This window comes from Polystyrenella longa, from assembly GCF_007750395.1.
In the GTDB taxonomy this organism is placed as follows: Bacteria; Planctomycetota; Planctomycetia; order Planctomycetales; family Planctomycetaceae; genus Polystyrenella; species Polystyrenella longa.
Genome location: NZ_CP036281.1, coordinates 381,705 through 401,388, shown reverse-complemented (window position 1 = coordinate 401,388; position 19,684 = coordinate 381,705). Strand labels below are relative to the sequence as shown.

Below are 19,684 nucleotides of genomic sequence, written 5' to 3'. Positions count from 1 at the left end.
TCGGTTACGACAATAGAAAAGCAAATCCTCCATTCCCTACTTGAAACGGAGCGCACAAAGGCGTTCCAGAAGTTCTTTCACGAACAAAAGTGGATCGTAAAAGCATTCAAATATCAATAGGAAATGAAGACTGCGCAACGGACTCCGACACATCCCTGTGTTGAAGAAAATCAGTCTGATTTTACGCGGTTACGCAAGCTTTTCAGGGCGGGCCTGATGAGAGAGAGAGCGGGATAGTACGGAAACACAAAATATGCATCAAGAGCAATATATTGTTAAATCAAATCTTAATCGTTTCTTACACTCAAAAAAGAAATGACCCGCGCAAATCTGTACCCCGTTATTGTAAGAACTACACGTTATTCGGGCAGCGTGTTCACCGTGTAGTTACCCGTCGAGGGCCAGAAGGGTTCTTCGTTGCTCGTATCCAGGTCACCACAATTGATCTCATAAACATACGAGGCAAGCAGTTCCGGAACATGCAAGATGACCGACTTGCCATCGTCCGCGACGGTTACCTTTTCGATCTCCACCTGGTGCCGCCCTGAATCGGGCGTGCCATAGGCTCCCTGCCAGACGCGAGTATAAGTTGAGATGCCGTACTGCTCCGGATCCGCGGCGAGCGATTTATCAACAGGACGCATAAATTCAATTTCAAATTGATTCTTCCGGGAACGAATCTGCTTGATCCCGTTCGGGATGGAACCGGTCGGTTTTAATTTCACGATCTCGCCCGTGTTACTTCCACCCGACCATCCGCTGTCATACATACTGCCGATGTAGATGGTTCCATCAGGACCGACGCAGCCTGAGAGCGGTCCCAGAAAATTCTCCTGAGAACTGAGTTGATCAGGTTGACTGAAGTTATAGGCCCCCCCCTGAACCTCTCCGTTGATTTCGTCGATATTAAATCGAATCAGAAAACGCCCGTTGTACTCGCAACCAATCCCCTCGCCCGCCAATTCCGGAATCGGGTAGTCTTCCGGAAGGATGAACAGTCCATTCACGGAACGCGTCCAGGGATGCGGAAGTTGAACTGCGGCACGGGTATCCACCAGATCCTTATCACGGTCCTGCCAGCTGAGTACGCCATAAGACTTGCCCGGTTGCAGGTAGTTGATTTCATTAAAGGTATTCTGCACACCTTGTTGATCGGAAACATAAACCCGATCCTGGGCATCTATCGCCAGGCCGGTGGGATAACGGAAGTTCGTTCCGACCGGTTCGACATTCCCTGACTCATCAAAACGCAGCACCGCCCCGCGCCACTTGCGGGTGTTGTCCAAACGCTTTTTCTGGGCATAGTCTGAACCAATACCGATGTAATAATACCCTTTGGAGTCTTTCACGATACCACAGGTCCAGTCGTGGTAATCTTCCGAGTATCCCCAACCAGTCGCGACAACTTCACGAGTATCGGCACGGCCATCGCCGTTAGTATCCACCAGGCGAAGGACTTCCGGTTTGTGCGAAACGAGAAGTTGGTCTCCGTCTGCATAGATCCCGAAAGGGGCGGCCAGCCCTTCTTCGACGAGGATCACCTTATCTTCGAACCCGTCACCATCGGTATCGCGAGCCAGATAGACATCTCCTTTGAGAGACGTAAACGCCAGATCGCCCGAAGCGGTAACCGTCATCGCCGTCGGCATCAATGAGGGGGGAAGCGATAATCGTTGCCCCGTAAATCCGGGCAAGGTGGAAATCGGTGTGGGTTGCACGGCGGTATTCTGTTCCAGGTTGGCCACCAGTGCGGGTGCCTTCAGATCACATTGATAAAGCAAGCTACCGGTAACTTCCTCGGCTGAGGAGTTAAGTCGAACCCACGTACGAGACTCGGTTGTATCTTTATCGGTGGGTAGCTTGCCGTGCGAGATCGCTTCCTGAGGAACATTCGAGATCAGTTCGACCTGAGGATTTCCCAACCCGGGAGCGATCTTGGGAATGCTGACTAACAAGCGGCCTCCTTGAGGTATTTGGGACACAGTGAATGTCCGTTTCAATCCTGTTTTGGAATCATTTGAATTGGCCTTGGTCGATGCCGTCTCCAATTGTTCCCGAACACGGACTTCGACCGTTTTACCTTCTACCTGGAAATGAGTGAGGTATTCGATTACGACTTCTGTTTCTGTTGTCTGGTAACTGATCAACCTGGTTGCCGAATCGTCCACCATCAAAGGAAGCTGGATGTCTCCTTTGATCGACAGCGCGAAGTCCGGCGCAGAACTGAACTGCGCCAGCTGATTTCCGGCCAGATCCCAATACCAGCTCTTTCCTGCCGTCCGTTGCCGTGCGAAATCTCCCACAGTCCAGACGCGTAATTGTGGCTGAGAGAGATCGTAAAGTAAGCTATGTCCATTATCGAATCCGGCGGCAAAGGAACGAACGAGCGGTATCTGTTGATCCTGATCCTGCACCATGAAGACATCCCGCACGACGCGCGGTTTTTCTCCGGGAGCGACTGCCCAGTATTGTTCGACAACAGAAGGGTCAGTAGGGACAGTCAATCGTGGATCGTTTAACGCCTCCCAGACAGCCGCTAATTGCGAAGGCAGATGTGCTTCAAGCACGCCTTCTTTAGGGCGATTGAAAGAAGGCATTTCCATTCCGCGAATAATTCGGATGGGGGACTGTACCCACCGAAAGTAGAATTCTTTCCGCATCCGGTCGCCAATGCCCTGCAAGTCGGTCCCCCGGGTTCCCGGTTCGACTTTCTTCGGTTGGAAGTCGCCGATCTGATGGCAGGCAATGCAACTGAAACCTCGGGCTCCAACTAATGCCTGTCCGGTGAGGAACCATTCTTCTTCACTCTTTTTCGGAACTTCGGGAATGGGAGTCGTTGCCGGTGCTGCCGCCGGAATTCGGTCGTGACCTTTCAGGTAGGTCAGCAGGGCCGCCGACTCTTCCTGGCTATGTTCAAACTTCGGCATCCGCACGGCCAGCCAATCGAGGCGGACACGGTCCTGTTGTCCGGCAATTGCTTTGGCCAACACCTCGTCAAGCAACTTATCGCCAATCGCGTTTAACGAAGGAGGGACAAAGGCTTCGCTCAGTCCTTCTTGTCCAGGTACATTCGCCGCAATCTTGCCAGCGAGATCTTTGAGCCCGTTGTCGTTCCCCCGTTGATGACAGGCGAGACAGTTCTTTTTATGAAGGAGCCTTTCCCCTTCTGTGTAATCGCTGTGATGGAAAGAGGCTGTGAGTTCCTCGTTGTCGTCCGTTGCAGCCGGTTCTGCGATCGACAAAAACGCATCGAGCGCTTCCCCATCAGCTCGCTCACCGAAGTGAGGTTTATGTGATCCCTGATTCGATTTTCCTTCCGAACCCACACACGATATTTCTCCATTCAATTGATTGGGTTGAATGGCGGCCACTTCAAACGGTTTGAAAGTGTCGTTCTTTCCCAGATCATGGCAGGAAACACAACTTGCCTGTGCGATCAGTTTCTCTCCACGTTCGATCATTGCGTCGGTCATTTCTGGTGGACCGCTGGCTGCGTTCTCTGAGTCACCGGGTTGCAAGCTGGCGAGGTATTGCGCGACTTGTGTTTTTTCTGTTTTGGAAAGCAGCACCTCCGGCATGCGATGGTTCGGATGCAGTTTTTCAGGTTGTTCCAACCAGGTATAAATCCATTCGGCTGTCCGTTTACTTCCGAGGTGCGTTAGTTCCGGTCCGCTGTAATGACCGACAGTCCCCAGTTCTCCAACCTGGTGGCAGGCCAGACAACCGACAGTATTGGCGACGCGCTCTCCTTCGGCGATGGGATCGATCACCGTCACAGGCTCCTCGGCGGCATCCTTCTTTTTATCCGGCTTCGGTTGCGGCAGTTCGGGAAGTTCAAGGAGTTCCGTTGGCTTCGACTTCGACCAGAGGTAAGCGGCCACTGCTTCCGCCTCGTTCTTGTCAAACCCGTAGTTCGGCATTTTGCTCGCGATATTCTCATGAGTCGGATCCTGTAGCTTTGCGACGAGCCACTCCCAACTGACATGATCGCGGACTTGTTGCAAGGCAGGAGCGGACATATCGAGAGAACTCAATGAACTACGTGACGAGGCATGGCAGTTAAAACAGCGAAAGGCATCCGCCACCATGTGCCCCTGTTCTTCCAACCAGGGTTGCCGGCTTGGTTCTTCTCGCAGGAGCGCATTCTCAGGAATTGGTTCCAGCGCAAAAGCGTCCGAAGACCAATACAGTTTGATCACCGCCTGATCGGAGGTTTTAGCGAAGTGGACTTCGAATTCTTGCTCGCCCAGCGGCAGCTCCTGTACCTCGCCACTGATCCAGCCTGGTTCGTTCGATTTCCCATTCAGGACCACAATCCCGTCGACTTTCACTTCGACTTCACCCCTAAGATAGGCATGGAACTGCATCGGTGATTTTTGACGGATCAGGATCAGGCTGTTCCAATCAATGGCGAAACGATCTGCCGAGAGGCGATCATCGGGAGTCTGAGTTCCCCAGTCGAACGCGATGTCCGAATCGATCCGTTCGAAGACTTCGGCTCCTTCCTGCTGATAACTTCCAAGTACACCGGGAAGGAAGACCGCATCTTCGTCTTCCTGTGCGTGCAGCTGACCACCCGCTAGAGCGGCGACAGAGAACAGCAAAGTTAATACGATGAGAAAACGGAAAGGCTGGCGGAAGGAGATCATCAAGTAAGAATTCCTGAGGCTGGCTTCGGTGATGTTCTGTCTGAAAGTGCATTCACTTTAGTATCATCTTGCCGCTTCCTGCGATGAAATACAACACTACACGCCCCGTTGAACTTCAACAGCAGGTGAACCCATCGCGCCAAATTTTGTCCGACGTTAGTACGATCCCCCATTTATCTGGTGAACTGTTTTACAAACGGAAGTCTCGATGACCAATCAATCCTGGAGTGCAGAAAACTATCAGCGCGAAGCGGCCTATGTTGCGAAACTGGGAAAATCGCTGATCGAATGGTTACAACCCCAAGTCGACGAAACGATTCTCGACCTTGGTTGTGGCGATGGAACGCTGACTTTGGAGTTAATGAAGTCTGGAGCGACCGTGAAAGGAATCGACGGTGACCCTTCCATGGTGGCCGCTGCAAAGGGAAAAGGAATCACAGTCGAACAGGTATCGGCTACAGAACTGCCTTATGAGGCAGAGTTCGATGCGGTCTTTTCCAGCGCCGCTTTACACTGGATGCGGCCCCCGGAGCAGGTCATCAAAAGAGTTCATCAAGCTCTTAAACCGGGCGGGCGTTTCGTGGCCGAGATGGGAGGAGCCGGGAATGTGAATATCACCCGCGTCGCATTAAAGGCAGCGTTGGCCCGGAGGGGAATTGATGGCGAGCAGTACGACCCCTGGTATTTTCCCTCGGCAGAAGAATATAAGTCGTTGCTGGAAGCAAACGGATTTGAAGTACAACGAATCCTTCTCTACCCCCGTCCCACACCGATCGGCAGGGAAGTTATCCACTGGGTACAGAATTTTGGTCGCCGTTTCGTGGAACCCATTCCTGAATCGGAACAACCTGCGTTCATGAACGAAGTCGTCGAGCAGGTCGTACCGCAACTGGAGCAGGACGAGCAAGGTTACCTGAAGGATTACGTCCGATTACGATTTGTGGCCGTGAAGCAGTAATCCCTTTTAACCCCGGTACGTCGCCTGCGAGTTAGGCGTTTCCCAGAGGCAGACTTCAACGACCGGGAATTCGAAATCGACCGCCTTGTTGTAAATCAACCGGGCGATGTTTTCGGCCGTCGGATTATCATCGATCACGAAAAAGGGTTCTTCGGTATCTTTAAGAGCCTCCAGCACCGGATCGTCTTTGCAGAGAATCATTCGGTGATCGAGTTCGTCGTCAATCCAGGTACGTAACTTGGCTTTGATGTCGGAAAAGTCGATCAGCATGCCCCGTTCGTCCAGGTCGGCCCCTTCGAGGATAATCTGCACCCGGGCATTGTGGCCGTGCAAATGTCGACATTTGCCGGAGTAATTCAACAGCCGGTGGCCGTAACAGAAGTGGATTTCCTGAGTGATGCGATACATGAAAGGGGAGTGTCTTTTCGTAGGTCCTGTTCCGAGGGGTGCTGATGAATTTGGACCCCAATTGTATCCACGAAAGACCGGCGTATCCACGAAAGATCGGCTGTCTCGTTGCCTCCTCTGGAAAGTTTTACAGTCTGTTCTCATTTTGAACTATAAAAATTAACACACCAGGCGACAAAAACAATCGCTACCGCCAGACACATGAAATCCGTCAGTTCGGCACTCAGCCAGGACTCCATAAACTGTTCAAATAAACTATCGAGCTTGTAAGACATAGTGAACCCCTCCTCTTCCCAGAGGTGAAAAGTAGAACGGCCCGAAACGTGAAATAAAGTCAAACAACCACTTGTGAAGTGATCAAAAGTCGTCGCCTTTTCTCCTCCGAAAATATACTTCTGGAAAATCAACCGGGAATGCAATTTTCCCGTGGGTCGATTCCAGCCAGAGGCCTGACCGGGGTTTGGGAGCCCCAAATCAGCGTCGACCGACACCCAGGTTTTCAGAATGGCGTGACGGGAGTCTGCAGGGAAAAGTCACAGACGAGAGCGGGCTTAGTTCAGGTGTTCCAGCAGGAGCCCGAGTGTCCGGTAGACCGCTTCTGTATGGCGACGATGGCGCAATATTCCCTCCCCTTCGGTCGTCTCATCCTGAAGCTCGAGCCGCTGTGAAAAAAGAGCGATGCCGCTCCCCTGCTCTGTCCGTTCAGCGATTCCGACCCAGGCGATTCCGTCCGTTTCCGCCGGCGCTACCGGGCCGAAATCCCCCGTAATTGATAGGGCCAAACACGCTTCCGGCGTCTTGAGCAAGACTCCCGCTGCCATCTGCTCGGCGACAATGGAACTGACCGGACCAGGGTCGTCCAGTTTCTCTCTTTCAACTCCCAACCAGTTCACTTTGGTATCGAACCGATACACCACGGCCGATCCACACAACCACTCCGATGCCCCCGGTACCCGGCTCAAAGTGGCGGAAATCAAACCGGCGGTACAGCTCTCCGCGCAGATCAGTTTCAGGTTCCGTTTTTGAAGCTCGTGGGAGACGGTGGCCGCCCGGCGATCGAGGTCGGATGGAGTGATCATGTTGCTACTTTCGAGGTGGCTATTCCAAGGATGTCCTAATTCTCAGTTTAGTCAGGATCCTGTCTCCCTAACTATGGGAATGGGACGAATTTTAGTCGATTACAGGTGAACTGAAGGTAACGAACCGGGTAGAATGGCCCGTTTTGTACCCGGACCGGCAGAGCTTATCCTGCGCGTGATGACTCTTCCGATCTAATTCAGCGAAAATAAACACCCAACATGAACTGGTTACTCCTTTCCCGTATTCTGGGTCAGCTCGGAATTCTGATCGGCTGTTCCATGGTCGTCAGTCTTCCCTGGGCATTTCCGTTCATGGGACAGACGCGGACATTCGAGACACAGGGGTTCATCGGACTCCTCTTTTCAATCGTGTGCAGTCTCACCATTGGTGGAGCCCTCTACTACACGGGCCGGCAGGAACGGAGCAACATTCTCCGGAAAGAAGCGCTCGCCATCGTGGGCCTCGGCTGGTTGCTCGCCGGCTTTCTGGGAAGCTTGCCTTACCTCTTCTCGCACACCTACCGGGAAGCGGACCAGCCGATGACGGTGGTCGATGCCCTCTTTGAATCGGTCTCGGGATTCACCACCACGGGGGCCTCCGTCCTGACGCAGCTCGAAGATCCTCAATTAACTGACCCCGAAAGTGAACACACCAAGCTGATTCCCCGCTGCATCCTCTTCTGGCGAAGTTTTACCCACTGGCTGGGCGGGATGGGAATTATTGTGCTCTTCGTCGCGATCCTCGGCCAACTGGGTGCCGGAGGGAAAGCACTGATGCGCCGAGAAGTCCCCGGCCCCATTAATGAGGCAGTGCGTCCGCGCGTGCGTGAAACAGCCATCGTGATGTGGGCCATTTACATGTCGTTGACAGCGGTTTTTACGTTGGTCTACTGGCTGGAAGGAATGACGTTCTATGATGCCCTCTGCCATACCTTTGGAACATTGGCGACTGGTGGATTCAGCACGTTTAACAAAAGTCTGGGTCACTTTCAGTCAGTCACCATCGAAATGACAACCGTCGTCGGAATGCTGATGGCGGGAACAAACTTCGCGCTCTATTACTTTGTTTTTCGTTATTCGAGCCGCAACGAACATTTCAGCCTCAAACAACGTTTCGCTCCGCTTTACAAAGATCCTGAGTTAAAAACGTACCTCGCCATTCTCTGCTTCGCGACGCTCGCGCTCTCCTGGTCTCTCTGGTGGAACGATATCTACGACAGCATCCTGACCTGTCTTCGCCATTCGACGTTCACCTCTGTCTCCATTATGACGACCACTGGATACGGCACCGAGAACTTTCACGAGTGGAGCGAGTTCGCCAAAGGGCTGCTGTTGCTGCTAATGTTCATCGGGGGTTGCTCTGGTTCAACGGCGGGTGGACTGAAGGTGATCCGATTTCTGCTCTTCGCGAAGATCATCCGCCTGGAAGTCGAACAGGCCTTTCGCCCGAATGTCGTCCGTTCCCTGAAAATCTTCGGCGTCTCGGTCGACAAATCGTTACGGCATGAAGTGATGGTTTACTTCAGCCTGGTTCTGTTTATTTTCATCTCCAGCTGGATGGTGCTGGCCGCGATAGAACCCGACGACCAATGGCAGAAGGGGGAACAGAATGTCAAAGCCGAAAAACTGCTCGACTGCGCGAGCGCCGTCGCCTCGTCCCTCAACAACATCGGTCCTGGTCTGGGTGTCCTCGGTCCCGCAGAAAACTACTCCAGCTTTTCCGGCCCCGGCAAACTTCTTCTCACCCTGCTAATGCTCCTCGGCCGCCTCGAACTCTTCGCCATCCTCGTCCTCTTCTTCCCCACCTTCTGGCGAAACCAGTAAGGGGAAGGGATATCCGTTTGGAACCACAGATGGACACGGATTTACACAGATAAGAGAGTGGTAAATATCTTTTGTTAGTCTGAGAAATGAAATGAATCAGAAACATTCAGCTCAACAAGGACGCATCTATTTCTGGCGACATTGTTCTCCGTCACAGTCGTACCAGGATTGGCATTTCTCTGGGACGTGCCGAGGGTGTGGAAATCTCATCTCGATATTCGACGAACTTCAGTATGACCGCTCGGACTATCGAACTCTTACTCTGTCAACTCCGACGCAAAAAATGATGGTTCCCGAGCTCCGATCAAATCGAAAGTTTAGCACGGCCCAACGATTACGAATCACAATGATCAGAGAAGACCAAGTCTCTTCAGTGGTGTACCACGAAGAAGAGTCGCTACTGATTCTGTCTGTAAATATGACCACACTTGAAGACTGGAGGTCAGCACTTCAGTATGTGATTGAAGATACTGGTCTATATCGTCTCGACATGGAAGCCGATCGTGTTTGGTTATGGCCATATCCTCCTTCGAATTAGCCGGCATCGATAAATTGATCGTATGCAGGCATAAACACCGATCTAAGGCTATGAATTCCTCTGAGCTCAAGAAGCACATGCAACCGATAGAAATCCTTACAGCAAAGAGAGATTTTCTCGAGAGCGTCGATGAAATCTCGTGGCGGAGACTCGTCGATCAACTCATTGAAGAAATCGAAGGAAGTCTCGGATGCCAGATTCGAACGGGACCCATCGAAGGATACAGTATAGGAAAAGGTGGTTTTTTGTATTCCAATAGAAGAGGCCCCTTGCAGCGAATGTTCTCCCGTATTCTGGAAAGGGATTTTGGGAGCGACCATTATCGAAGACTGACTCCATGTGTCAGTGACCAGGTTTTGTACTACGACAATCTTCGTCTCATTACACGCGACGGTAAAGAATTTGCCGAATACATTTACAAACCGGGCGAAACAGGGGTTTGGCGTTGGCAACTATTTGGTTGGTTCGAGGATGAGAGCGAAGAATATGAGTGTTTCGATGAGCCTTGAGTATTTCATGTAGTGCTTTGTCTACCGCTGATTGTCAGGGTATTGCATCGTGCTCAGTTGAAACACGAAGACACCAAGGGAACACGAACAATTGCTTCCATGATGGAAAGTTCATAAACGTTTCCTGCAGCAAATGATCTTGGAATCCAAAAGAGGATTGGCTTTCATTAAGCCTCGGTGATCGGAGGTCGTTTTGTTAGTTGTCCAGCTCTTCGTGTCTTCGAGCCTTTGTGGTTCAACATATCTACCCGCCTGCAATCAACGTCCGATTCATCGCCACGAACTCCTCCCCCCAATGATACTCGTCCAGTAAGCCTTCGATCGGTCTTCCCAGGTGGATGTTCGCGGCGTAGAGGGCTTCGATGGTGGCGAGGCCGGTGCTGGGGTCTTCGAAGATTTTCGATTTTCGCGGATAGGCTGTTTGCCAGGTGGGAGCCAAACTGCGGACGGGAAGGTGCTGGTAATCCGCTTCCATCTTTTCGGCGAGACGCCAGGTGCCATCCAGAATCAACAGGCCCTGCCCCGCATCGGCCTCGCTTAAGATTGGACCACCTATGCCCAAGCGGACGTAGTTGTCCAGCGACTCCAAACCACGTTGAGGGAATTTCCAGAAACGGAATTCGTCGCGACCACGCAAAGGTTCAATCGAACATTTGCTCCGCTTCTCTTTCGGATGCACAATGAAAATGGTCGGTGGAGGGGGAGATACAGGCATGAGTCAGGCAGCGTCATCAGTTTGAGTTAAGAGTGGTGTTCTGTCTACCGATAAATAACCGGTCGCCAAGTCTGGGGTGCCACGGTTAGCTCGACTAACCGTGCCATTGGGTGTTCAATCATCAATAGATGTTCAATGGGTAATCCTGGACTGTTCAAATTCTGCTCCACAATGGAGTCTAAGACCAGCAATTGTGACCCGGACTTGAAACCGCCCGGCTAGACGAGCTAGCCGGGGCACCCACTGGCTAAAATCAATTGGCTAACACCCATGAGCTAACACCCCTTTGCTATCACCTATTGGCTAAGATGCAATGCGGATGATGCGGGTGCGTTAAGCGGATGACGTTGAGTAGGTAATATTGAGTGCTTGCCCGAGACGGGGTTCAACCGGGGGTGGACTGGATCGTTTCGATCTGTTGTTTGTGATCGTCGATCTCTTTCTGCAGACGAGTGATGTCGCTGGGGTCGTCGGGTTGTTTTTTGGCTGCGGTCAGCAACACCTGTGCTTTCTGGATTTTGGTCCGTAGGGCGTCGATCTGCTTCTTCTGCTTTTTATTTAATTTGGGCGCCATGGGCAGGCTCCTTCTGTGAATGGATTCGGACGATCCGCCCCTGCGGGAATCGGCTCCGTTGCACTGTTTCTAGTTTCCAAAATGGATGTTTCTCGCCGATTGGATGATGGCGATCCGTCGGGAACCGGGTATGATGTTTTCAGCGGGAAGTGTATCCTTCCCATTGTAAGGAGGGCTTACGATTTGTATACCCTCCGTCCTGTTGCGATGAACTGTTTCCGGGTTGCAAGCGATGACGTTTGTATTGTGTCGACATTGTCTGGGATGGGTTGAACCGGTGCAGTACCGGTGCGCCCTCTGCGCAGAGGGGGTCGACATCTCCGACGCGGACCCGTCGCTCGAAGTCCTGACCGAACGAATGGGATTTCTCGATGATCGCCTGGGGTCGGTGCAGATGCTTCGCAATGAGTTACCGCAAACCGGCCATTTGTACTCCGCCACGAAGGGGCTACTCTTTCTTCCCCAGGAAACGCGAGACGTGGTCGATGAAGCGACATGCTGGAAACCCCAATCAACAACGGGCCACTGGTGGTCGACCGTCAAATCGATGATGCCCCAGGCGGCGCTCATCGACTGGCTTGCTCATCGTTTTCACGAAAACAACTGGAACGAATCGCTGTTGCCCCCCCCCGACCTTGACCCGCACGCGCCTCAGTTACTGGCCAGACTGTTAATGCAACATCCGGGTGTTCTTTTTATCGAGCATACGAGCATCCAGCAGTTCCGCAATCGCAAACGGAACTGGACCCTCTACCGACACGGTACACGAACAGTCCATTTCCGCGTCCTCGGCGACCGACACGACTTTCATACTCGTATCGAAGCGGCGTTGCGATTCACTCACACCAATTCCACGACGGTGGAAATGCTGTAAAGCCGATTTAGCTGCGGTGGTCATTCATTAAAGAATAATCCCGCCGGACGAACTCCGGTAACTGTATCGACGGGAACAGGGATGTCGTGGGAGGAGGCTCCACCACCTGCTCTTCTTCGGGAGTGGGAACATCGCTTTCAAACCGATACTGTTTCTGTTTCATTTCAAACTGCATCGTAGTCCACGCCAGTCCGACCAGCAGAAAAGCCGAAAGGGGCCAGAGGATCCAGTGCAGCAATCCAGGGAACCAGGTGAATGATTCCGCAGGAATGTTCGCGTTTGAGATGTCGACCGGTTTCTCTGTTTTAGAGAAGATGATTAACAACCCTATGATGATGGCCGAGACGAATGTAAACAGGCTCGACGCGGAGACCTGGGCGATCAACAGATACATCATCAAGACGGCAATGTTAACCAGGAACGCCAACAGCTGAGCCTGCCCCAAATGGCTGGCGGGCACAAGTGCCAACTCTCGCTTTCGCATTTTACTCAACATGCATAACAGCACGAGCAGGTAAACAAAGGAAAAGAAGAACGCGACGTTATTAATAGGGAACGTAAACAGAACATCGCTGATCGAATCGTGCTCCATCCAAGTTCGAAATGGTTTCCGGAAATTGAAGACCAGTAACGGACCGAAAACAAAAAAGAGACCAAAGAGATCAATTGATTTACTCGCGGTATCTTCCTCGGGTGGTGCCAGTCCTTTATTAACAAGGCGGATCAATCCGACGGCCGTTCCAAAGCCCATGAAGCAACCGAAGAGTTGCTCCATCACGGTCCAGTACCCGAACTCCTGCAGCCAGGCGTATTCGCCAATCGGCCCCCATTTCGCATTACCGGTCATCTGGATAAAGTCACCAACACTGAACCCGATTGCCCCGGCAATAAAACCATAACTGGCGAGCATGAACCCCACCCAGTGGCGTTGAGAAATGAAATACCCGACCAAAGCGACCTGCATCCCCAGCACACCCGCCCAGGTTTCGGCGCGGTGCGGGTTCATTCTTAAACTGAGTAATTCTATCAATATATACATACCGGCAAACCAACCGACCGCCAACAGAAGAATCAAAGCGTTGGCATTTCGCCAGCGCGGTACGACAATCCAAAGCAGCCCGTTGACGACAATTGTGAGCAACACGCAGGCCCAGATGGTATCGTGCAGCCAGTAGGTCAAACCGCGAGCTTCTTCGCCCCCTTCGTAGTATTCAATACTCTGTACGAAGAAATCGAGATGATGCCACCAGGCATTCACAGTTGCTTCGCCCTGCCCCAGTAGCGATTCAAAGAGGGGTTCCAGCATGCTGAGATAAGAGAGCGACAGCCACGCCAGATACATAATGGTGAGCGGCCAGATGAACTGTTGGAGCCACGACCGTGATTTGGTTAAGGCCAACGCCAGAAAACCAGCGCCGATGCCACTGTATAAACCGCCTACCAACCAGAGCGATGCATATCCAAACAGACTGTTACGCAGGGTGCCTCCCATCGAATAACCGATGATGATTCCATAGCTCGATTGTCCGCCGACACCCCACCCGATGGAGCAAGCGAACATGATGATCGCCGCGCGTCGCCACCAGTCTGGCCGCATCGCACAAACGACGAGCGTTGCCCCCAGCATCGCCCCAGGCATCATCGCCCCCCGCGAGTGCCCAAAGGCACCTCGAATTCCCCATCCGGCACCAATCACCACCGTGCAGGCAATGAGTAGAGCCAGCATCTGTCCGAAGGTAAGGCGTGAGGACGAAGGCGTATTAGAAGAAGCGAGAGCAGGCGTATCAGTTGTAGACATGGCGGGAACCGTTGCAGCGAGAGGGGAACTCACGCAGGTCGTGCCAGGACGGAAATCCCAGAATGAACATCCACAGTGACCTGAATCAGCCCGGAAGAGTGTGTAGAAGGTAGACCACTCTAAAACGATTCAGACCGAAACGCAAATCAGGTTCAGACAGTTACCGGGGAGGACAAGTTCAAAAAGTTCTTCAACAATTGAACGCCCGCCACACTGAGAAAGCTCTCGGGGTGGAATTGAACCCCATGGACAGAATAATCGCGGTGCCTCAGCCCCATAAGTTCAGGCTCGAATCCAGGCTCGCGCGTCCAGGCGGTGGGTATGAGCTCGGGGGGAAGACTCTCTTCGGGGACAATCAAGCTGTGGTAACGCGTCGCCGTGAAAGGATTATCCAGCCCGGCGAAGACCCCCTCACCGTCGTGTTCAATCTCGGAAACTTTGCCGTGCATCAACCGGGTGTGGCGGACCACTTTCGCTCCGTAGACTTCGGCCATGCTCTGGTGTCCAAGACAGACCCCCAGCACCGGGACCTTCGGGCCGAAATGGGCGATCACCTCTTTAGAGAGACCTGCTTCGGACGGGGTACAGGGGCCGGGCGAAATCAAAATGCGTTCCGGTTGCAGAGCCTCGATCTCGGCGATGGAAACCTGATCGTTCCGTGCAACATGAATATCGAGCGACGGATCGATTTCGCCGAACCGCTGCACCAGGTTGTAAGTAAAAGAGTCGTAATTATCGAGAACAAAAATCATATCGAATCGCCCGAGGAATGCGGGAGGGAATCATTGAATAGGTCTGTAACCGACGCATCTTAGCATCCCTTCGGACGGTCGACCAGATCCGACTTCGGTAAACGCCCTAGCCAGAACATCAGGGATGTATGGGGGGAATCCGTAAAAGGAAAGAGGACTTCGGATGCGGGGTTTTGCATCCACAAGCCTAGTCTGCGTATACTTGACGCAGTTTCATCGCCTGCACCCCTCCACTCCACCAGTATAGATCGAAAAACATGAACAAGGTTCGTTGGGGAATTCTCAGTACCGCAAAAATTGGGACAGTCAAAGTCATTCCCGCCATGCAGCAGGGGGAATTCTGTGAGATTGCGGCTATCGCCTCTCGAAATCTGGAAACAGCAAAATACGCGGCAACCGACCTCGGAATTCCGAAGGCGTACGGTTCTTACGAAGAGCTCCTCGACGATCCCGATATCGACGCCATCTACAATCCGCTGCCCAACCACCTGCATGTCGAGTGGTCAATCAAGGCGTTAGACGCTGGAAAACATGTGCTGTGCGAAAAACCGATCGGTTTGACGTCTGAAGAGGGGCAGCAACTGGTTGACGCGGGTGCCCGATCCCCCCATCTCAAACTGATGGAAGCCTTCATGTACCGGCATCATCCCCAGTGGAAGCAGGCCAAAACCTGGGTCGAGGAAGGAAAAATCGGCGAACTCCGGACGGTCCAGACCAACTTCTCCTATTTTAACAACAATCCTGACGACATCCGGAACCAGGCCGGGGCCGGTGGTGGCGGATTGATGGACATCGGTTGTTATCCGATTTCTCTCTCCCGATTCCTCTTCGACGCAGAGCCGAATCGCGTTTTCGGACTGGTCGAGAACGACCCTGATTTCCAAGTCGACCGGCTCGCATCGGTCGTTATGGAATTCGGCAGAGGAACAGCGACCTTCACGTGTTCCACGCAACTCTTTCCCTACCAAAGGGTTAACATATTCGGAACCGAAGGAAGAATCGAAATCGAAATTCCCTTCAACGCCCCTCCGGACGAGCCTTGTAAGATCTGGTTGGAAACAGAAGAGAATCTCCACCAGACCGAGATTCAGGTTTGTGACCAGTACACCATTCAGGGGGACTTGTTCTCTCAGGCAATTCTGGAAGAAAAAACGGTCCCGACCCCCATCACAGATGCTGTCGCCAATATGCGGGTGATCGAAGCAATTCGAAAGTCAAGCAGAGATGAGGGCTGGACGTCACTTTAAGACTGATCAGACACTGTTATTTTCGCGTTTTGTCGACTGTCCCATTCTGTATATTGAACGCGAGTTCGGCAATTATTGCGGTTTTAAGTGAGCTCAAAACAATCTGAAAGAAGCAGGGCCGATTGGTCCGATCTGAAGAAAGATAATCCAAATATTGTGGGGAGGGTACGGTTTCTCTAGTTGAGAACCCTCTTTCCTCTTTATATGATGTCTTTGCTGTTTCGTAATGGATTATGGCAACGCAATGGACGTGTTCCGCTTTTGATCCCCATTATGCCGTTCGGGAAGACTGAATTCTCCCTCTACATCGGCTCCAGGCTATGAGATCATGATGATCGACTGGGTAGGGATCTGGTACGATATTTTCTTCCCGCAGGAGCAACAGTTTCCATGAGCGAAAGTCTTTCGATTGACCTCACCAAACCACAACTCGATGTCCTGATGCGCGGTCTGCGTTACGTCCGTAGTTCCTATATGATGGAACCGGCCGAACCAACAGAGATCGTCGTCAATGAACGCACCGCCAAACTGGCAGAGCTAACTCGGCTGAAAGATCAGCTCGAGAAAGCGATTCCCAGTGGCGAAGCCGCCAAAGTCTAGCAGACCATTGAAAATACTCCCCTTCTCTTTGAGCGGGAGACAATTCAACGGCCTGGAGAGCATTCATTCTGCATGGATGGATGGGTCTTCAGAATGCCTGCTGTGTACTCGGTATAAATTGAATACTCAGTAGGAATGTCGAATTTACGGATGGGTGCCACGGCTAGCTAGTCTAGCCGTGCGATACCACTCGATGCTGTCGCGTACGCCCTGAGGGATTTCTCCCTTGGTTAGCGGACGTGATGACATCTTTTTCGACGCTTGACCGGCATTTCCGAATCTGCTCGATGTGTTGTGTCACCTCGACGTATCAATTAACATTGAACAAGGCTCGGCGACCCCTCCTTTTCCGCGACATTAAAGAAGACAGCGTCAGCTTAATGCGTTATCAACATGTCTGTATTGAAGCGCTGAGCTATACGCTACCACCGCACATTGTCACGTCGGAAGAGATTGAGGAGCAACTCGCTCCTGTATATGACCGTCTCCACTTGCCCACTGGCCGTCTCGAATTAATGTCGGGCATCAAAGAGCGTCGGTTCTACGATCCCGGCACGCTTCCCGGCACAATCAGTTCGCTTACCGCGCAGAAAGCGGTTGAAGACTCCGGTCTCGATCGCAACCTGTTCGGAGCACTCGTGCATGGATCCGTCTGTCGCGATCAAATGGAACCGGCAACCGCCTGCAAAGTACATCACGCCGCCGGTCTGCCGCAATCGGGGTATGTGTTTGATATCAGTAACGCCTGCCTCGGTTTATTAAACGGGATGATCATCATCGCCGACTTGATCGAACTGGGACGAATTGAAGCCGGCATTGTCGTGGGAACTGAAACAGGTCGGAACCTCGTCGAAGGAACGATCGATTCACTCCTACATGACGACAGCCTGACCCGACAATCCATCAAACCTGCATTCGCTTCACTCACGATTGGTTCCGGTTCCGCCGCGATTGCCCTCTGTCACGAACGCCACAGCACCACTGGGCGCCGTTTGCTGGGAGGTCGCGTTCTGGCCGATACCGACAGCCATGCTCTCTGCGAAGGTGGAGTCGAACAAAATCTGCACGGCGACGCCCGTCCCCGTATGAATACCGATTCGGAAGCCCTGCTGCACGCCGGCGTCGAACTCGCCGCGAAGACATGGGAAGAGACGAAACCAATTCTCGAATGGACCAACGCTGACGTCGACCGGGCAGTCACGCATCAGGTCGGTCGCGCTCATCGCAAGCTGATGATGGAACGACTCGGTCTTCCCGAAGGACTCGACTACCCCACCGTGGAATGGCTTGGGAACACCGGTGCCGCCGCACTTCCGATGGCGGCCGCAATCGCATCCGAAAAGGGTGAAATCAAACCGGGCGACAATGTCGCCATGCTCGGCATTGGTAGCGGCCTCAACTGCATCATGCTGGGTGCTCAGTGGTAACAGTTTCTTCGTGGTAATCAATCTCAGTAGATAATGCTCAGCGAGTTCCTGAATCATTCGGGTGGTTTAATCAACTCTCGTTCGCGCTTACAGTGACGAACACTTCTGCTATGATCATGGCCCGAAGATCGCCCGTTCGTTTCCTCTCCTGCTACTGTTCTGATTCCATGTCTGATACTCCCACCGGTTTACCCGGTATCGATTCGAAGTTCAGCACGATCCTGGCCGATCCACCGTGGCAGTTCCAAAACCGCACCGGCAAAGTCGCCCCCGAACATGGCCGCCTGAAGCGTTATCCCACGATGACCTTGCAAGAGATTTGCGACATGCCCGTCGCTGCGCATGCCGAAGATCAATCGCACCTCTATATGTGGGTCCCGAACGCACTGCTGAAAGAGGGACTGGATGTGATGGAGGCGTGGGGCTTCAAGTACAAGACAAACCTGGTCTGGTACAAGATCCGCAAAGATGGCGGCCCCGATGGTCGCGGTGTCGGTTTTTACTTCCGCAATGTCACGGAACTCGTTCTATTTGGTGTTCGAGGCAAACTGCGAACCCTTGCCCCCGGTCGACGTCAGGTTAACCTGCTTTCCACCCGCAAGCGAGAACACTCCCGCAAACCGGACGAGTTCTACGGCCTCGTCGAATCCTGCAGCCCCGGCCCTTACCTGGAATTATTCGCCCGCGAAAAAGTCGCCGGCTGGCACCAATGGGGCAACGAAATAGAAACATACAAAGAGACCAAACGAGTGGCACCAGGTTACCGCGGTGAGTGAGTGCGAAGTTTGGCATCTCTGGAGTCAGCTTGTCGAACGACAGCATTTCTCTCATATCAACTTACTCCTCTCGGCTGACAGTTTCCGTAAACCCTCATTTACAGCGAAATTTATTGAGGGATTTACCGCTACTCAATATTCTCTCGTAAACAGAAAATAGCAGGGAACTAAATCAGTTATCGCCACGTCTGAGATCCCAAGTTTGATCTCTTTCTGGAAACTGTTGAGCCTTCTACTCAGTAAGTCAGCGAGCAACTTCGTGTAACCCTCAAACCTCATTGGGGTTATCCTTTCTCAATCAATTCAGTAGGGAGAATGGTCATGGTACGTCGAGTTTGTTTAACTTTCCTGTTTATGTTCGCATGGGGTACAGCATTGTTGCTGGGCACAGGTTTACTTAAGGCAGAACCCCCGGCTACCCCAAATCCTAAAGAAGAACTCTTTTTGAGTTCGGGTTACCTTACTCCGCCTCATGGCAGTACACACGAATTTCGTCTCCAAGTCCGGCTGAACGAAAAAGGAGGATCTGGATCAATGCAGGCGGATGAAAATCAGTGCCGAGTCAATCTATTTGGCGATATCACCTTCTCGACCGCAGCATACTACCCCTACCGAGGAATTAATCTCAAGAGAGTAACAGATACTACTAGCCCTCAACATCATTTGTATGAAATCACTTACTCGACTGAGGAGTCGACTAACGAGGATGAACTAGAACTGGATCTGGACGAAAAGAAACTGAGGACATCCGGCGTTCATCAATACCTGGCGGTGCCTACTCGAGATTTGGGGACCTATCGCCTGGTGTTTGCGACAGAAGGAACCGTCGATCGAATCATCAGGCTGGAACGGGAAAGATGATTCCGTCAGACGTTCAGCCGCTTTCCTATTCTGTTTAGTTCTTGCTTAGCGAAATTAGTCGGTGGGTTCGACGACGTCTGTCCTTACGAGTATCA

General features: G+C 52.4%; 16 protein-coding genes. 9 read left to right on the top strand and 7 right to left on the bottom strand.

Annotated features, from left to right (window positions below; translation table 11 throughout):
- Positions 1-359: 359 nt before the first annotated feature.
- On the bottom strand, positions 360-4,649 hold the full coding sequence (locus Pla110_RS01445; RefSeq protein ID WP_144992479.1) for a DUF7133 domain-containing protein: 4,290 nt from the start codon (positions 4,647-4,649) through the stop codon (positions 360-362).
- A 208-nt stretch (positions 4,650-4,857) separates the two neighbouring features.
- On the opposite strand from Pla110_RS01445, the gene Pla110_RS01440 reads away from it, so the two are divergent.
- Positions 4,858-5,607: a class I SAM-dependent methyltransferase gene (locus Pla110_RS01440; RefSeq protein WP_144992477.1), complete on the top strand. Its 750-nt coding sequence runs from the start codon at positions 4,858-4,860 to the stop codon at positions 5,605-5,607.
- Between the two features lie 6 nt (positions 5,608-5,613).
- On the opposite strand, the gene queD is transcribed toward Pla110_RS01440, so the two are convergent.
- Complete coding sequence (gene queD, locus Pla110_RS01435; RefSeq protein ID WP_144992475.1) at positions 5,614-6,015, bottom strand: 6-carboxytetrahydropterin synthase QueD; 402 nt, start codon at positions 6,013-6,015, stop codon at positions 5,614-5,616.
- A gap of 551 nt (positions 6,016-6,566) precedes the next feature.
- Entirely contained in the window at positions 6,567-7,094 is a 528-nt protein-coding gene (locus Pla110_RS01430) for a CinA family protein (RefSeq protein ID WP_144992473.1), read from the bottom strand.
- 219 nt (positions 7,095-7,313) lie between these two features.
- Between Pla110_RS01430 and Pla110_RS01425 the strand changes: the two genes are divergently transcribed.
- Together Pla110_RS01425 and Pla110_RS01420 are read left to right on the top strand one after the other, a co-directional pair.
- Positions 7,314-8,918, top strand: a complete 1,605-nt coding sequence (locus tag Pla110_RS01425) for a TrkH family potassium uptake protein (RefSeq protein WP_144992471.1) — start codon at positions 7,314-7,316, stop codon at positions 8,916-8,918.
- Between the two features lie 588 nt (positions 8,919-9,506).
- Positions 9,507-9,965 carry a hypothetical protein gene (locus Pla110_RS01420; RefSeq protein ID WP_144992469.1) on the top strand — a complete coding sequence of 153 codons (459 nt, stop codon included), beginning with the start codon at positions 9,507-9,509 and terminating at the stop codon, positions 9,963-9,965.
- 244 nt (positions 9,966-10,209) lie between these two features.
- On the opposite strand, the gene Pla110_RS01415 is transcribed toward Pla110_RS01420, so the two are convergent.
- Both Pla110_RS01415 and Pla110_RS01410 read right to left on the bottom strand, forming a co-directional pair.
- A complete protein-coding gene (locus Pla110_RS01415; protein ID WP_144992467.1) occupies positions 10,210-10,680 on the bottom strand; it encodes a DTW domain-containing protein in 471 nt (156 codons plus the stop codon).
- A gap of 385 nt (positions 10,681-11,065) precedes the next feature.
- Complete coding sequence (locus tag Pla110_RS01410; protein ID WP_144992465.1) at positions 11,066-11,254, bottom strand: hypothetical protein; 189 nt, start codon at positions 11,252-11,254, stop codon at positions 11,066-11,068.
- Between the two features lie 232 nt (positions 11,255-11,486).
- Here Pla110_RS01410 and Pla110_RS01405 point away from each other — a divergent pair, with 232 nt between their 5' ends.
- Complete coding sequence (locus Pla110_RS01405; RefSeq protein ID WP_144992463.1) at positions 11,487-12,128, top strand: hypothetical protein; 642 nt, start codon at positions 11,487-11,489, stop codon at positions 12,126-12,128.
- A gap of 7 nt (positions 12,129-12,135) precedes the next feature.
- Here Pla110_RS01405 and Pla110_RS01400 read toward each other — a convergent pair whose 3' ends face one another.
- Both Pla110_RS01400 and Pla110_RS01395 read right to left on the bottom strand, forming a co-directional pair.
- Positions 12,136-13,926, bottom strand: coding sequence for a hypothetical protein (locus tag Pla110_RS01400; protein WP_144992461.1), 1,791 nt, complete (start codon positions 13,924-13,926; stop codon positions 12,136-12,138).
- A 152-nt stretch (positions 13,927-14,078) separates the two neighbouring features.
- Complete coding sequence (locus tag Pla110_RS01395; protein ID WP_144992459.1) at positions 14,079-14,678, bottom strand: anthranilate synthase component II; 600 nt, start codon at positions 14,676-14,678, stop codon at positions 14,079-14,081.
- Positions 14,679-14,935: 257 nt separating this feature from the next.
- Between Pla110_RS01395 and Pla110_RS01390 the strand changes: the two genes are divergently transcribed.
- The 5 genes from Pla110_RS01390 to Pla110_RS01370 all read left to right on the top strand — a co-directional run bounded on the left by Pla110_RS01390 (position 14,936) and on the right by Pla110_RS01370 (position 19,589).
- A complete protein-coding gene (locus Pla110_RS01390) occupies positions 14,936-15,925 on the top strand; it encodes a Gfo/Idh/MocA family protein (protein ID WP_144992457.1) in 990 nt (329 codons plus the stop codon).
- Between the two features lie 390 nt (positions 15,926-16,315).
- A complete protein-coding gene (locus Pla110_RS01385; RefSeq protein ID WP_144992455.1) occupies positions 16,316-16,525 on the top strand; it encodes a hypothetical protein in 210 nt (69 codons plus the stop codon).
- Positions 16,526-16,905: 380 nt separating this feature from the next.
- Positions 16,906-17,952: a 3-oxoacyl-ACP synthase III gene (locus Pla110_RS01380; RefSeq protein ID WP_144992453.1), complete on the top strand. Its 1,047-nt coding sequence runs from the start codon at positions 16,906-16,908 to the stop codon at positions 17,950-17,952.
- A gap of 167 nt (positions 17,953-18,119) precedes the next feature.
- On the top strand, positions 18,120-18,728 hold the full coding sequence (locus Pla110_RS01375) for an MT-A70 family methyltransferase (protein ID WP_144992452.1): 609 nt from the start codon (positions 18,120-18,122) through the stop codon (positions 18,726-18,728).
- Between the two features lie 321 nt (positions 18,729-19,049).
- Positions 19,050-19,589, top strand: coding sequence for a hypothetical protein (locus tag Pla110_RS01370; RefSeq protein ID WP_144992449.1), 540 nt, complete (start codon positions 19,050-19,052; stop codon positions 19,587-19,589).
- Positions 19,590-19,684: the final 95 nt, after the last annotated feature.

What these genes read in the sequence shown, in the direction of transcription:
- Pla110_RS01445 (WP_144992479.1), bottom strand. Translation starts at nt 4,649, where the DNA reads ATGATCTCCTTCCGCCAGCCTTTCCGTTTTCTCATCGTATTAACTTTG.
- Pla110_RS01440 (WP_144992477.1), top strand. Translation starts at nt 4,858, where the DNA reads ATGACCAATCAATCCTGGAGTGCAGAAAACTATCAGCGCGAAGCGGCC.
- queD (WP_144992475.1), bottom strand. Translation starts at nt 6,015, where the DNA reads ATGTATCGCATCACTCAGGAAATCCACTTCTGTTACGGCCACCGGCTG.
- Pla110_RS01430 (WP_144992473.1), bottom strand. Translation starts at nt 7,094, where the DNA reads ATGATCACTCCATCCGACCTCGATCGCCGGGCGGCCACCGTCTCCCAC.
- Pla110_RS01425 (WP_144992471.1), top strand. Translation starts at nt 7,314, where the DNA reads ATGAACTGGTTACTCCTTTCCCGTATTCTGGGTCAGCTCGGAATTCTG.
- Pla110_RS01420 (WP_144992469.1), top strand. Translation starts at nt 9,507, where the DNA reads ATGAATTCCTCTGAGCTCAAGAAGCACATGCAACCGATAGAAATCCTT.
- Pla110_RS01415 (WP_144992467.1), bottom strand. Translation starts at nt 10,680, where the DNA reads ATGCCTGTATCTCCCCCTCCACCGACCATTTTCATTGTGCATCCGAAA.
- Pla110_RS01410 (WP_144992465.1), bottom strand. Translation starts at nt 11,254, where the DNA reads ATGGCGCCCAAATTAAATAAAAAGCAGAAGAAGCAGATCGACGCCCTA.
- Pla110_RS01405 (WP_144992463.1), top strand. Translation starts at nt 11,487, where the DNA reads ATGACGTTTGTATTGTGTCGACATTGTCTGGGATGGGTTGAACCGGTG.
- Pla110_RS01400 (WP_144992461.1), bottom strand. Translation starts at nt 13,926, where the DNA reads ATGTCTACAACTGATACGCCTGCTCTCGCTTCTTCTAATACGCCTTCG.
- Pla110_RS01395 (WP_144992459.1), bottom strand. Translation starts at nt 14,678, where the DNA reads ATGATTTTTGTTCTCGATAATTACGACTCTTTTACTTACAACCTGGTG.
- Pla110_RS01390 (WP_144992457.1), top strand. Translation starts at nt 14,936, where the DNA reads ATGAACAAGGTTCGTTGGGGAATTCTCAGTACCGCAAAAATTGGGACA.
- Pla110_RS01385 (WP_144992455.1), top strand. Translation starts at nt 16,316, where the DNA reads ATGAGCGAAAGTCTTTCGATTGACCTCACCAAACCACAACTCGATGTC.
- Pla110_RS01380 (WP_144992453.1), top strand. Translation starts at nt 16,906, where the DNA reads ATGCGTTATCAACATGTCTGTATTGAAGCGCTGAGCTATACGCTACCA.
- Pla110_RS01375 (WP_144992452.1), top strand. Translation starts at nt 18,120, where the DNA reads ATGTCTGATACTCCCACCGGTTTACCCGGTATCGATTCGAAGTTCAGC.
- Pla110_RS01370 (WP_144992449.1), top strand. Translation starts at nt 19,050, where the DNA reads ATGGTACGTCGAGTTTGTTTAACTTTCCTGTTTATGTTCGCATGGGGT.